At 65.9% G+C, this 13,493-nt stretch carries 14 protein-coding genes and 1 tRNA gene; 5 read left to right on the forward strand and 10 right to left on the reverse strand.

The genetic code is table 11. The annotated features are described in order from the left end of the window. The first annotated feature begins 38 nt into the window (after window positions 1–38). A complete protein-coding gene (locus tag J2X50_RS16190) occupies window positions 39–1,595 on the forward strand; it encodes a VOC family protein (protein WP_429096535.1) in 1,557 nt (518 codons plus the stop codon). A 13-nt stretch (window positions 1,596–1,608) separates the two neighbouring features. Here the strand turns inward: J2X50_RS16190 and J2X50_RS16195 are convergent, their stop codons facing one another. Genes J2X50_RS16195 through J2X50_RS16205 form a run of 3 tightly spaced genes read right to left on the reverse strand, consistent with a single transcriptional unit; the run spans window position 1,609 to window position 4,215 of the window. Further along, window positions 1,609–2,562, reverse strand: a complete 954-nt coding sequence (locus J2X50_RS16195) for a ring-cleaving dioxygenase (protein WP_429096537.1) — start codon at window positions 2,560–2,562, stop codon at window positions 1,609–1,611. A gap of 60 nt (window positions 2,563–2,622) precedes the next feature. Further along, a complete protein-coding gene (locus J2X50_RS16200; RefSeq protein ID WP_347965566.1) occupies window positions 2,623–2,943 on the reverse strand; it encodes a 2Fe-2S iron-sulfur cluster-binding protein in 321 nt (106 codons plus the stop codon). Window positions 2,944–2,958: 15 nt separating this feature from the next. Further along, window positions 2,959–4,215: a cytochrome P450 gene (locus J2X50_RS16205; protein ID WP_429096538.1), complete on the reverse strand. Its 1,257-nt coding sequence runs from the start codon at window positions 4,213–4,215 to the stop codon at window positions 2,959–2,961. Window positions 4,216–4,388: 173 nt separating this feature from the next. On the opposite strand from J2X50_RS16205, the gene J2X50_RS16210 reads away from it, so the two are divergent. Beyond that, window positions 4,389–5,219: an AraC family transcriptional regulator gene (locus tag J2X50_RS16210; protein ID WP_429096540.1), complete on the forward strand. Its 831-nt coding sequence runs from the start codon at window positions 4,389–4,391 to the stop codon at window positions 5,217–5,219. Window positions 5,220–5,317: 98 nt separating this feature from the next. After that, complete coding sequence (locus J2X50_RS16215) at window positions 5,318–6,121, forward strand: arginine deiminase family protein (RefSeq protein ID WP_429096541.1); 804 nt, start codon at window positions 5,318–5,320, stop codon at window positions 6,119–6,121. 5 nt (window positions 6,122–6,126) lie between these two features. Here J2X50_RS16215 and J2X50_RS16220 read toward each other — a convergent pair whose 3' ends face one another. From J2X50_RS16220 to J2X50_RS16250, 7 genes are all read right to left on the reverse strand, one after another. Further along, entirely contained in the window at window positions 6,127–7,122 is a 996-nt protein-coding gene (locus tag J2X50_RS16220) for an MDR family oxidoreductase (RefSeq protein ID WP_429096543.1), read from the reverse strand. A 204-nt stretch (window positions 7,123–7,326) separates the two neighbouring features. Then, window positions 7,327–8,517, reverse strand: coding sequence for a metal transporter (locus J2X50_RS16225; protein ID WP_429096670.1), 1,191 nt, complete (start codon window positions 8,515–8,517; stop codon window positions 7,327–7,329). Window positions 8,518–8,522: 5 nt separating this feature from the next. After that, complete coding sequence (locus J2X50_RS16230; protein ID WP_429096672.1) at window positions 8,523–9,653, reverse strand: multicopper oxidase domain-containing protein; 1,131 nt, start codon at window positions 9,651–9,653, stop codon at window positions 8,523–8,525. Window positions 9,654–10,034: 381 nt separating this feature from the next. After that, window positions 10,035–10,208 (reverse strand): hypothetical protein, encoded by a 174-nt coding sequence (locus tag J2X50_RS16235; protein WP_429096545.1) that lies wholly within the window; start codon window positions 10,206–10,208, stop codon window positions 10,035–10,037. A 180-nt stretch (window positions 10,209–10,388) separates the two neighbouring features. Next, window positions 10,389–10,589, reverse strand: a complete 201-nt coding sequence (locus tag J2X50_RS16240) for a hypothetical protein (protein ID WP_429096546.1) — start codon at window positions 10,587–10,589, stop codon at window positions 10,389–10,391. A gap of 13 nt (window positions 10,590–10,602) precedes the next feature. After that, a tRNA-Ala gene (locus J2X50_RS16245) sits at window positions 10,603–10,678 on the reverse strand. A gap of 150 nt (window positions 10,679–10,828) precedes the next feature. After that, the gene (locus tag J2X50_RS16250; protein WP_429096548.1) at window positions 10,829–11,215 is read right to left on the reverse strand and encodes a TIGR02300 family protein; all 387 of its coding nucleotides are present in this window, start codon (window positions 11,213–11,215) and stop codon (window positions 10,829–10,831) included. Between the two features lie 194 nt (window positions 11,216–11,409). On the opposite strand from J2X50_RS16250, the gene aroA reads away from it, so the two are divergent. After that, the gene (gene aroA / locus J2X50_RS16255; RefSeq protein ID WP_429096549.1) at window positions 11,410–12,762 is read left to right on the forward strand and encodes a 3-phosphoshikimate 1-carboxyvinyltransferase; all 1,353 of its coding nucleotides are present in this window, start codon (window positions 11,410–11,412) and stop codon (window positions 12,760–12,762) included. Between the two features lie 22 nt (window positions 12,763–12,784). Next, complete coding sequence (locus J2X50_RS16260; protein WP_429096550.1) at window positions 12,785–13,486, forward strand: SDR family oxidoreductase; 702 nt, start codon at window positions 12,785–12,787, stop codon at window positions 13,484–13,486. The last annotated feature ends 7 nt before the right edge of the window (window positions 13,487–13,493 follow it).

Raw genomic sequence — 13,493 nt, forward strand, 5'->3', positions numbered from 1 at the left:
GGAATGTCGGCCGGAAGCAAATCGGCCGGAGGTGCGTCATGGGCGCGGGCATCCACCACATCACGCTCATCACCCGCAAGGTGCAGGCCAATGTCGATTTCTATGTCGGCTTCCTCGGGCTCCGGCTGGTCAAGCAGACCGGCGGTTATGAGGACGCCACGCAGCTGCACGTGTTCTACGGCGACGGCGCGGCAAATCCGGGCACGCTGATCACTTTCCTGGTCTGGGAAGACGGCGCCCCTGGGCGTGTCGGCCATGGCCAACCGAGCGAGATCTCTCTCGCCATCGATCCCGCCAGCATCGGCTTCTGGCTGACGCGGGCACTGTCGCACCACGTCGATATTTCTGGGCCGAGCGAGGAGATGGGCGAGCCGACGCTGCGGCTGAAGGACCCCGACGGGGTGATCGTCAAGCTGGTCGGCGTGACCGGCTTCCCGGCTCCGGCGGACTGGGACGGCTCGACCGTTCCCCAGGAGCACGCCATCCGCCGCATCCGCGGCGCCACCATCATGACCGAGGTGCCGGAGCTGACCGAGAGCTTCGTCACCAGGCATTTCGGCTACCGGCCGGAGAAGAGCACCGAGTTCATCCGGCGGCTGGCCTCGGATTCCGGCGACATCATCGACGTCAGGGACGCCAAGGGCTTCTGGTCGAGCGCGCCGGGCACCGGCACCATCGACCACATTGCCTTCCGTGCCCGCGACACGGAGGAAGTCGAGGCCGTGCATGCCGAGCTCGCCAAGGGCAACTCCTCGATCACCAACGTGCACGACCGCAAGTATTTCTACTCGCTCTATGTGCGCGAGCCGGGCGGCACGCTGTTCGAGCTGGCGACCGACGCGCCGGGCATGGCGGTGGACGAGGCTCCGTCAGAACTCGGCATGCATCTGTTTGTGCCGCCCGAACGCGCCGACAAGATCGATGAGCTGAAGACGATGTTGCCGCAGTTTTCCTGGCCGGGCGAAGAGCGCGTCATCTACCGCGACCTGCCCTTCGTGCACCGCTTCTACACGCCGGAAAATCCCGACGGCACGACCATCGTGCTGCTGCATGGCTCCGGCGGCAACGAGACCAGCCTGTTGCCGTTCGCCGCCAAGGCCGCGCCCAACGCCACGCTGCTTGCCCTGCGCGGCCGCGCCACCGAGGAGGGCACGCCGCGCTGGTTCCGCCGCTTCTCGGCCAACAGGTTCGACCAGGCGGATGTCAGGTCGGAGGCCGAGGCGCTTGCCGCCTTCGTCGAGGGCGCCGTCGAGGCTTACCGGCTCGACCCGCAAAAACTCGTGTTCCTCGGCCATTCCAACGGCGCCAACATGATTGCCGCGACCATGCTGCTGCACCCGCACGTCATCCGCCGCGCCGCGCTTCTACGCGCGGCGATGGTGCTGGAGCAGCCGCCTGCCGTGGACCTGTCGGATGCCGAGGTGCTGCTGGTGTCGGGCGACGTCGACGTGTTCAGCAGCTACGGCCCCGAACTTGCCGGCATGCTGCGCGATGCCGGCGCCGAGGTCGACGCCCGCACGATCTCCTCCGGTCACGCCATCGAGGACGCCGATATCGGGATCGTCAGGGGGTGGGTCGCCGCCCGCGGTCTCTAGCGACGACGATGCGCTAGCTGAGCGGTTTGAGCTTGGCCTCGATCGCCGCGCGCTTGCCCTCCAGGAACGGCGGCAGCGACAGGCGTTCGCCCAGCGTCTCCATCGGCTCGTCGACGGCAAAACCCGGGCCGTCGGTGGCGATCTCGAACAGCACGCCGGCGGGCTCGCGGAAATAGAGCGAACGGAAATAGTAGCGCTCGACCTCGCCGCTCGACGGCAGGCGGAATTCCTGCAGCCGCGCCGTCCACTGGCGGATCTGCTCGACATCGGGTGTGCGGAAGGCGACGTGGTGGACGCCGCCGGCGCCCTGCATGGCCGGGTTGAGCTTCGGCTGGACGGCGACATGCAGTTCGGCCGCCGGCCCGCCCTCGCCCATCTCGAAGGCATGGACATGGCCCTCGCCGTCGGGCGAGGCGAAATCGCGCACCTGACGCAGGTTCATCACCTTCGTCAGGACCAGCTCGGTGTTGGCTAGGTCGGGCACGCTGATGGTGATCGGCCCGAGCCCCCTGATCTGGTGCTCCGACGGAATACTGCTGCCCGACCACTCGTTGGCCGGCCCCTTGCCGCCATCGTCGACCAGCCGCAGGCGCTGGCCCTCGGGATCGTCGAAATCGACCGACCGGTAGCCGCCGACCTCCCTGATCTCCGACGCCTCGATGCCCCTGTCGGAAAGATACGCGCGCCACCAGGACAGCGATGCCTCGCTGGCGACGCGCAGGCCGGTGCGCGAGATGCTGTGGGTGCCGCGACGCTCGCGTGTCACCGGCCAGTCGAAGAAGGTCAGGTCCGAGCCGGGGCTCGCTTTGCCATCGGCGTAGAACAGGTGATAGGCGCTGGTGTCGTCCTGGTTGACGGTCTTCTTGACCAGCCGCATGCCCAGAACCTGCGTGTAGAAACGCAAATTGCCGGGGGCGTCGGCGGTGATCGCGGTCAGGTGGTGGATACCCGTCAGTTGCAGCGTCATCAGAGCCTCCTGTTGCCGGGAAGCCCTAGAGATAGCGCCTTTAGGCCGGGGCGGCCACGCTCAATATTGCTCGCGCGGCAGGTGCACGACGAGGCCGTCGAGAGCGGCCGACATCTTGAGCTGGCAGGTCAGGCGGCTGCGTTCCGTCGGGTTCATCAGGCACTCGATCATGCCCTGCTCGGAATCGTCGGGCGCCGGAAGCTTTCCGGTCCAGCTGTCGTCGACATAGCAATGGCAGGTGCCGCAGGCGCAGGAGCCGCCGCATTCGGCAAGGATCTGGTCGATGCCGTTGGCGACGGCCACCGACATGACGCTCTGGCCTTCATTGGCCGAAAGCTCGGTTGCCTGGCCGTCGGCGTCGACGAAGGTTACGCGGTACATGAACTATCTCCTTGATCAGGCCGGGGTCAGCGTCAGGCGCAGCGCCTTGGGGCCGCGCACGGACAGGCCGGGCTTGTATTGGGGTTCGGCTTCGGCCAGCGAGACCGACTTCAGCCGCTTGATCAGCGTGGTGAAGATCACCTCCATGTCGAGGCGCGCCAGATGATTGCCGAGGCAGAAATGGGCGCCGCCGCCAAAGGCGAGGTGACGATTGGGGTTGCGGCCTACATCAAAGCTGCCGGCATCGTCGCCGAAGGCCAGGGGGTCGCGGTTGGCCGCACCGTAGAGCAGGCCGAACTTGGTGCCGCGCGCAAACGTCTTGCCGCCGACGACGCAGTCGGTGGTCGAATAGCGATGGAAGAACGGTAGCGGCGATTCGAAGCGGAACATCTCCTGGATCGCCGTGTGGATCAGGCCCGGGTCGGTTCGCAGGCGCTCCATCTGGTCGGGAAAGCGCAGCAGCGCATGCATGCCCGAGCCCAACACGTCGATGGTCGAGCCGTGGCCGGCCATCAGGATCAGCATGCAAGTGGAGACCAGTTCGTCCTCGTTGAGGTGGCCGGCATCCTGCGCCGCGATCAGGCGGGTGATCAGGTCTTCCTGCGGGGCTGCGCGGCGCTCGGCCATCAGCTTCTGCAGATAGTGATAGAACTCGGTCGTCGCCTTTTCGGCCAGCGCCTTGCGCACGTCGGTGCGGTTGATGTCGAAGAACTGCACGACCTTTTCCGACCAGCCACGCAGTTGCGGGCAATCCTCGTCCGGCACGCCGAGCACGCGGCCGATGATGTGGCCCGGCACCTGGGCGGCGAGGTCCTCGACGAAGTCGATCTCGCCCTTGTCGATCAGGCCGTCGATCAGCTTGTCGACGAAGCTCTGGATCATGCCGCGCTGGCGGGCGATGAAGGCGGGCGTGAACTCGCGGAACACCTGCTTGCGCAGCCGGTCGTGCACCGCGCCGTCGCTGTCGAGCATGGAGAACTGCACGAAGCGGGAATGGTGCGGCATGTCGTGCCAGTTCTGGGCGCGCTTCTCGGCCTCGATCTCCTGATGCGACATGAAGAACTCGGGCGAGCGCACCATGGAATTGTCGCGGGCGATTGCAGCGACGTCGTCGAAGCGGGCGACCAGCCACATGCCGAAATCGGGGAAGAACTGAGGCTCGCCCATGTCGCGCAGCGCCGCATAGGCCGGGTACGGGTTCTGGGCGAAGGCGGTCGACAGCGGCTCGAATGCCGTGCCGGATACGCTTGCCTTTGGGGTAGCGGTCGCCATCTGGTCGCTCCAATGGATATGGATTGCCGCCGCTATGCGGCAGCCTGCCCAGGCTAGCTGCAATCCTGCCGATAGGAATGCACCGCAGTCGCGCAATGATGGATAAAACTCGCATCGTCATCCACATGCCGCTACAACGCAGGCAACAGATTGCATCATCGGCCTGCGCAAAAATGACCGACCGGTATAGCGACGAGATCCTGTTCCACACGCCGGGCCGGCATGCGGAAGCCTATCCCTACAAGATCCTGGTCGCCGGGCGCACCCGCTTCACCGCCGAAAACGGGCTGGTGACACGCCGCTTCCATCACCACACTTTGATCCTGACCATCTCCGGGCGTGGCCTGATCGAGGTCGCGGGGCAGCGCTTCGCCGCTGAGGCCGGCAGCGTCGTCTGGCTCGACACGGCGATGCAATATTCCCATGGCTGCCACCCTGACGCCGACCACTGGCAGTATCTCTGGATGAGCATCGACGGCCACGGGTTCGACGCGGTGTTTGCCTTCCTGCGCGTTGTCCAGTCGCCGGTCTTTTCGGGGCCGAGTTCGGCCGAGCCGCTGTTCGAGCAGGCGATCGACATGCTGGCGCGTCGGAGCCAGACCACCGATGCGCTGTCGAGCGCCGTGGTCGGCCAGCTGGTGGCGCAGCTTGTCGCCGAGCGCGGCGAGCAGGTGGAAGACAGCGGCGAGCGCATCCAGCGGCTGATGCGGGCGCTGCGGGCCGACATCGCCCGCAACTGGCAGATCGAAGACATGGCCGCGATCTCCAGCCTGAGCGCCTCGCAGCTGCACCGCCAGTTCCGCCAGAAGACCGGCACCACTCCGATGGACTGGATACGCCACGAGCGCATGAACCTCGCCAAGCGGCTGCTCACGGACTCCGACGCCAAGATCTCGGCCGTGGCAATGAGTTCAGGCTATGCCGACCCCTATCATTTCAGCCGCGACTTCCGCCGCATCGCCGGCCAGTCGCCGAGCGAATTTCGCCGCGCGCGCGGGCAGTAAGGCGCGCGTCAACGCCACTTCCGGACCATGCCGTGCCCGTCGACAGGCTCCGCCAATTCGGGCAGGTTGAGCTGGATATTGGGAGCGAGCGCAGCGACATGACATCAAGGCCAGCCGTCTACGAATTCAACGCAGCGATCGTGCGCGAGCCGTCGCGCTCCGTCGTCAACGGCCTGCGCGCCGACGACCGCGGCAACCCGACCTACGAGGGCGTGAGATCAGAGCATGCCGCCTACATCGCCGCGATGCGGGCGGCCGGCGTCGAGGTGACTGTGCTGCCGGCGCTGGAAGCGTTTCCGGACTCGATCTTCGTCGAGGACCCGGCTCTCGTCTTCCCCGAAGGCGCGATCCTGCTCCGGCCAGGCGCGGAGACGCGCGTCAGGGAAACCGCCGAGATCTCGCCGACGCTGAAGGCGATGTTCGGCACCGTGCTCGACCTGCCCACGCCCGGCTTCGCCGACGGCGGCGACGTGCTGACGACCCCGAAAAGCGTCATGATCGGCCTGTCGGCCCGCACCGACCGCGCCGGCGCCGATGGCCTCATTGCCAGCCTCGAGCGCCTCGGGCGCAAGGGCGAGATCGTGCAGACACCCGAAGGCGTGCTGCACTTCAAGACCGACTGCTCGCTGCTCGACGACGAGACGATGCTGACCACCGAAAGGCTGGGGCGCTCGGGCGTGTTCTCACGTTTTCGCCAGGTGACGATACCCGCGGGCGAGGAGCCGGCGGCCAACGCGCTGCGCGTCAACGGCGTGGTGATGGTTGGGTCAGATTATCCGCGCACCATCGAGATGCTCGACAAGCTCGGCTACAAAGTCGTGCCGCTCAAGACCACCGAGATCGGCAAGATCGACGCCGGCCTGTCCTGCATGTCGCTGCGCTGGCATCGCCACGCCGGCTGAACCCTTCAAACGCTGACCTCGATGACGACCCGGCCGCGCACCTGGCCGGCAACGATGCGTTCGGCAAGGGCAGGCAGTTCGCTCATGGGGTGCACTTCGGTCATGGCCGCCAGCTTGTTCCGGTCGAGATGGGCAGCCAGCGTCTGCCAGGCCTTCTGGCGCCTGGCCAAGGGCGCGAAGACGGAATCAACGCCAATCAGCGCCACGCTGCGCAGGATATGGGGCATAACGGTGCCCGGCAGGTTGGCGCCGCCGGCCAGGCCGCAGGCGGCAACCGCGCCGCCATAGACAGTCTGCGCCAGCACGTTGGCAAGCGTGGTCGATCCGACCGAATCGACGGCGCCGCTCCATCGCTCCTTCTGCAACGGCCTCACCTCGCCGGCGAGCTCGGCGCGATCGACGAAGGAGGCGGCGCCCAGTCCGCGCAGATAGTCATGCGTTTCGGCCCGCCCGGTCGAAGCGACCACATTGTAGCCCTTGGACGACAACAGGCTGACGGCAGTGGAGCCGACGCCGCCCGCGGCACCCGTCACCAGCACCTCGCCCTTGCCCGGCTGGATGGTGGCCCAGGCCTCGAGCGCATCGACGCAGAGAGCAGCGGTATAGCCTGCGGTTCCGATGGCCATCGCCTGCTCCATGGTGAAGGCGTCGGGCAGGGGGATCAGCCATTCCGGCTTCAACCTCTGGAAGCGGGTATAGGCGCCCCATTCGGTCTCGGACATGCCCCAGCCATTGGCGACGACGCGGTCGCCGGGCTTCCAGGCGGGCGAGCGTGATTCGACGACGGTGCCGGCAATGTCGATGCCGGCGACCATCGGCAGGCGGCGGGCTATGCGGCCCTTGCCGGAGATGGCGAGGCCGTCCTTGTAGTTGAGGCTCGAATAGGCGACCTCGACCAAGACGTCGTGGTCGGGCAGGTCCGCCCTGGTGATCTCGCGGAAGCCGGCACGCGGCTTGCCGTCGACGTCCTCGATCATCATTGCGGTGAAGGTGTCGGTCATGAGGCTCTCCAGGGACTCGTCGGCTCACCATACCCCAACCGCAGCCAGCCGGCTTGCCGTACTTCGGTCGCAGAAGGATGGCTGGGGAGCCGGCACCGTGCCCGTCCTTCGACCCGGCCATCGTGGCCGGGCCGCCCAATGCCCGGTAAGCGCCGATCCGGCTTCGAGATGCACGTGCGGCAGCCCGTCAGGCTGCCGCGCCCCCTAGATCTTCACCAACATGGCGGTGGCGTACATAAAGCCGGCACCGGCGAGCAAGCCGGCCATGGCGCTGGGAGCCAGGAGCGCTCGCGATCCCTCGCCGTGATCTCTCGCAAGCATCGCCCCTACCTCCACGATAACCTGCAGGATCGCGCCGGCGCCGATGGCCAAGGCCAGCGCTGACCATTGCGGCGCGTAGGCAAGGCTGCCGATCCATAGCCCGACGACCGCAGGCGCGCCGGCGAGCAGGGTCAGCGCCGCGAACGCCCACAGCGGCGGGCGCTGCTTGAGAATGGGCGCAGCAATGCCGATGCCTTCGGTGATGTTGTGCAAGGTGAAACCGAGCACCAGGAACGTGCCCAGACCCGCAGCACCCGCCGCGAACGCCGCGCCGATCGCGAGCCCCTCGCCGAGATTGTGAAGCCCGATGCCGAGCGCGATGAAGGTTGCGAGGGCCAATCCCCGCGGCGCTCCCTTCCAGCGGCCGACCGCCAGCAGCAACAGGAAGCTGGCGGTCGCAGCCAGTACGACCATCGTCGAGCCCTGGAACAGGGCCGCCGCTTCGCCTGCAAGTTCGAGTGCGTCTGCGAAGGCGTCCACGAACAAGAATGCGAGCAGGCCGACGGTCAGGGAAAGCAGGAAGGTCATTCCGTCGCGTCCGACACCACGCAGAGCCGGGTAGAACATCAGTCCGATGGCGACAGGCAAGATCCCCACGAAGCCCCCCAACAGGATCTGCGAGGTCAGGCTTATGGTGTCCCGTGTCGGCGTCGGCACCGCCACAGGGATCTCATGCGCGAATGTCGCGCCGGTATTGGTGACGATGTTGATCGCGTGCGCCTCCCCCAGCACCCAGGGAAAAGGCACGCTGATCCAGGCCGTATCCCCGCGCGCCAATGGGCCGGAAGGCTGCTGGGTGAACTGCCAGTAGGCGTCGTCCACCTGGACCTGGGCTATGTTCATAGGCTCGGACCCGCCGGCGCGCACAAGCACGCGGATGCCGTTGCCGTCTAGGATCGTGCGCTCGAAGGTGAGCGCCTCGACCGGCGGCGCGCCGTTGCGGAATCCGGACAGGGGATCGGCTGAAATCAGCCAGCCGATCGCCAGCGCAAGGATGGCCAGCGGCACGGCGATCCAGAGCAGATAGGCGCGGCGCCGCACCGTGGCGCCCGAATCTGGGGAAGAACCGGCGATGTTGCTCACGACATGGCCTCCACGACATCGAACATGCCGACCCAGCCGAGTTCGGTGAACTCCGACTGGTGGGCATGGAACATGTAAAGGCCGGGTTCGTGCTCCTTGAAGCTGAACTCGAGGATGCCGCGCTCGGCCTGGCATTGGGTGATCAGGTCGACCGTCCGGAGCGTCGGGGTCAGCGTCGTGCCCTGGTTGTAGTAGTCAAAGAAATTGCCATGGAGATGGAACGAGTTGATGGGGTCGAATTCCACCACGTTGATGAGATAGACGCGGACCGGCTTGTCCTTCACCACCCGGATCGGCTTTTTCGCATAAGCGTGGGCGATCGTGTTGGCCGCGTAGACCTCGTTCTCGTTATCGAAATTCGTGTCGAAGGCGTTCATTACCATCACGAATTCCTGCCAGCCCGCGTTCTCCGGGCTGCCGAGCAGCCGCGAACGGGCGACCGCCTCGTAGTCGGGATGCCGGGTTGGGTCCGGATCGATCACGAAGGCGCCGTACATGCCCTTGTGAATGTGCCGCTTCAAGGGCAGCGCGTGACAGTGATAGAGATGGCAGCCGAACGGCCTGGCGTCGAATTCGTAGACGAATTCCTCACCCGGCCCGATCAGTCCGGCACCCGGCACGCCGTCCATGCGGGCGGCGTGAATGCCATGGAAATGGATGGAATGCGGGTGCGAGCCGGCGTTCTTGAAGACGACCCTCAACCTGTCGCCTTCGGTCGCCCGCAGCGCGGGGCCCGGCACCCGGCCGTTGTAGGTCCAGGCCGGGAAGAAGATGCCGGGCGCGATCTCGATCTCCTTGTCCTCGGCCGTCAGCTCGAAGGTGCGCAGCGTCCGCCCGTCGGGCAGCGTGGACACCGTGCCGGTCTCCCATTCCGAAAGGATCAGTTCGGGATCAAACCCGTTGCGCGCGTCGTCGACTTCGCCGACGGTGATCATCGCGCCATGAGCAGCGTTGTGGACCGGCGGCTCCGCTCCGCCGGGCGCCGTCATGGCACCATGGCCGGAATGCCCGGATTCGCCGCGGGCGGCGCCCGCCGCAATCGCCGTGCCACCAGCGGCAGCGAGCCCACCCGCAAGAAGCAGCCGCCGATCGATCTTTTGCCGCAGCCACAGTTTCGTTTCGCGCACGCCTCCACCTTTCTGCAATTGCAAACCATTCGCAACAAATAGCACAAGCTTCCAGCTTTGGCCACACCTCCCGTCACGAGTCGTCGCCAATCGGCGGCGCGCCCCATGAGAAACAGCGGGGGGCTCAAAACCGCACTTCCAGCCTGGCCCGCCGGAGACGAACCAGGGGCGCATGCCCGCCCTACCGCGCGCCTCGCGCAGCAATCGCCTCGCGGCAAGCAGCCGTGCTTTCAACCGCAGACCGCCAAGGCGGACTTGGCTGGTGGTGGCCCGCGCAGTTGCATTTGGGAATGGAATGTGACGACCGGCTCGCAGGTGCCTGGCGATGCGCGCCAAAGGCTTCTGCATGGTCGGAGAACCGTCGAACCGCGCCCGGTAAGTTCACGCCGGAAACGATTGCCCCAGGCTCTCCACCGCCACGACCTGGCCGGCTCCCGCCATCGTCTGCATGGCGCGGCGGACGCCCGGAATTGGAAACGCGCCAGCCGAGCAGGCGTAAGCGGTGAGGCATGCGCTCAGCGCGATAAGCTGGAGAAACGACGATACGGTGCTCATGGTCTTCGCCAGTCAAAAGCTATCCGCCTGAAGCGCGGACCGCTTCAGCGAAGCTACGGATTGTTGTGCCTGCGAATGTTCGGAAGCGGTCGTCCTATCGACCCAAATCCGAGTATGCTATATTCATAGCATGAATTTCATTTTCATTCTAGTGAATTATGAATTGCAAGAGCGATTCTGTCAGCCGATGGCAAGGCCAGCGAATCGGTGGCCCGACCGCAGCAACGCTTGCGGTTCAGCGCATACCATCGACATCGAAAAGAACGAGAAGCCGCCTTCTCGGGGCTTCATCGTCAGAATGGCGCTTTGGTTGACGGCAAATGCGAACACCAGCGGCCGGACCACGGACATTTCCATGCCGACCAGTAGAAAATCAAGCAAGCGGAAGAAGATTTGGTGGAGCCAATCGGAATCGAACCGACGACCTCTTGAATGCCATTCAAGCGCTCTCCCAACTGAGCTATGGCCCCACACCCGGCATTGAGCCGGCGCCGTTTCCGGCGAAGAGGTCGGCGCGGATTTTGTGGCCCGCGCCGTATTTGCAGGGCGGCTTCTAGCGCCGCATTCTGCCCTTGGCAAGCCTTGTTCGAAACCTTTTTTCGGTTTCTCCCAAAGGCCTGTCAGATCTCGTCTTCGTCGTCGCCGACGCCGATCATGTCGGAGACGTCGTCGTCTTCCTCCTCCTCGTCGGCGAGGAAGGTGTCGTCGTCGTCGTCGCCGAGGTCGACGTCGTCGTCGCCCATATCCGGCAGGTCGTCGGAACCGCCCTTGGCTTCGTCGTCGGCGTCTTCCAGCGAAACGACTTCCGCGCCTTCGTCCTCGGCATCCAGTTCCTTCTGGTCGACGTCTTCCTCTTCATCGAGGATCTGCGCCTTGCCGTCGTCGAAGTAAGAACGCGGATAGGTCTTGCCCGTGTAGGGAGAGACGATCGGGTCCTTGTTCAGGTCGTAGAATTTGCGGCCCGTTTCCGGGTCGATACGCTTTGTGCCAAGCTCGGATTTTGCCACGTCAGGCCTCGTCTTTGTAGAAGTTGGTCCCCTTAGCGGCAGTTTGCGGCGCTGTCAAAGCCAAATGCCGGGCGATTCGGCCGAGCCGCAAATCCTTGCCGCGCAAGGGGGATGACCGCCATGGCAATCGATGCTACGACACCGCCGCAATCGTTGGGAAAGCCCGCCCAAGGCATTCCGCAAGAGGAACAATCATGTCGCACAACGCCGTGCCGCAGCCGGCCGTCGCCCGGAAGTCGCAACCCTTGTCCGGAACCGCCCGCGTCCCGGGCGACAAGTCGATCTCGCACCGGTCCTTCATGTTCGGCGGCCTCGCCGCAGGCGAAACTCGCATCACCGGCCTGCTGGAAGGTGAGGACGTCATGCGCACCGGCGAAGCCATGAAGGCGATGGGCGCCCAAATAACAAAGAGCGGCGGCGAATGGATTATCAAGGGTACCGGCAACGGCGCCCTGCTCCAGGCCGAAGGCCCGCTCGATTTCGGCAATGCCGGCACCGGCTCGCGGCTCACCATGGGCCTGGTCGGCACCTACGACATGAAAACCACCTTCATCGGCGACGCCTCGCTGTCGGGCCGGCCGATGGGCCGCGTGCTCGACCCGCTGCGCCAGATGGGCGTGCAGGTGATCGACGCCGCGCCCGGCGACCGCATGCCGCTGACCTTGCGCGGCCCGCGCCAGGCAGCCCCCATCACCTACCGCGTGCCGATGGCCTCGGCGCAGGTGAAGTCGGCGGTGCTGCTCGCCGGCCTCAACACGCCGGGCATCACCACGGTGATCGAACCCGTCATGACGCGCGACCACACCGAAAAGATGCTCAAGGGCTTCGGCGCCAACATCGAGGTAGAGACCGACGAACAGGGCGTGCGCCACATCTTCATCGAGGGTCAGGGCAAGCTGACCGGCCAGGTCATCGCCGTTCCCGGCGATCCGTCCTCGGCGGGCTTCCCGCTGGTCGCCGCCCTCATCGTGCCGGGCTCGGACGTCACCATCGAAAACGTGCTGATGAACCCGACCCGCACCGGCCTCATCACCACGCTGATCGAGATGGGCGGCAAGATCGACATCCTCAACCGGCGCAATGCTGGCGGCGAGGACGTGGCCGATCTGCGCGTGCGCGGCTCGGAACTGAAGGGCGTCAAGGTGCCGGCCGAACGCGCGCCGTCGATGATCGACGAATATCCCGTGCTCGCGGTCGCCGCCTCCTTCGCCGAGGGCGAAACGCTGATGCAGGGTCTGGAAGAGCTGCGCGTCAAGGAATCCGACCGCCTGGCCGCCGTCGCCCGCGGCCTCGAAGCCAACGGCGTCGACTGCACCGAGGGCGAAGCCACGCTTTCGGTTCGCGGCACCCCCGGCGGCAAGGGCATCGGCGGCGGCGTGGTGAAGACCCACCTCGACCACCGCATCGCCATGAGCTTCCTGGTCATGGGCCTCGCCTCCGAAAAGCCTGTCACCGTCGATGACCAGGCCATGATCGCCACCAGCTTCCCGGAATTCATGGGCCTGATGGCCGATCTCGGGGCGGAGATCGACCAGACTGTCGCCTGATCCCCACGCGAAGGAGCATCTCATGACCAGCAAGGTAGCCATGATCGTCGGCGGCGGCAGCGGCATGGGGGCTGCCGCAGCGCGCAAGCTGGCGGCGGACGGCTATTCGGTTGCCATCCTGTCCTCCTCAGGCAAGGGCGAGGCGCTGGGCAGGGAGCTCGGCGGCATCGGCTTCACCGGCTCCAACCAGTCGAACGACGACCTGAAGCGGTTCGTCGACCTGACCATGGGCAAGTGGGGCCGCATCGACGCGCTGGTCAACGGCGCCGGCCACGGGCCGCGCGCACCGCTTCTGGAGATCACCGACGAGCAGTGGCACACCGGCATCGACGTCTATTTCATGAATGTCGTGCGCGCGGTGCGGCTTGTGGCTCCGATCATGGTCGAGCAGAAGGGCGGCGCCATCGTCAACATCTCGACCGCCTGGGTCAGCGAGCCGGCGGCGATGTTCCCAACTTCGGCCGTGGCGCGCGCCGGCCTCAACGCCTACACCAAGCTCTTCGCCGACCAGTATGCCCAGCACAATGTGCGCATGAACAACGTGCTGCCGGGCTGGATCGACAGCCTGCCGCAGACCGACGAGCGCCGCGCCGGCGTGCCGATGCAGCGCTACGGCCGCTCGGAAGAGGTCGCCGCGACCATAGCGTTCCTTGTCTCGGAGGCTTCCGCCTACATCACCGGCCAGAGCCTCAGGGTCGACGGCGGCCTCATGCGCAGCATCTGAAAGGCGG

The sequence above is a fragment of the Aminobacter sp. BE322 genome (assembly GCF_050433525.1).
Taxonomy (GTDB): domain Bacteria; phylum Pseudomonadota; class Alphaproteobacteria; order Rhizobiales; family Rhizobiaceae; genus Aminobacter.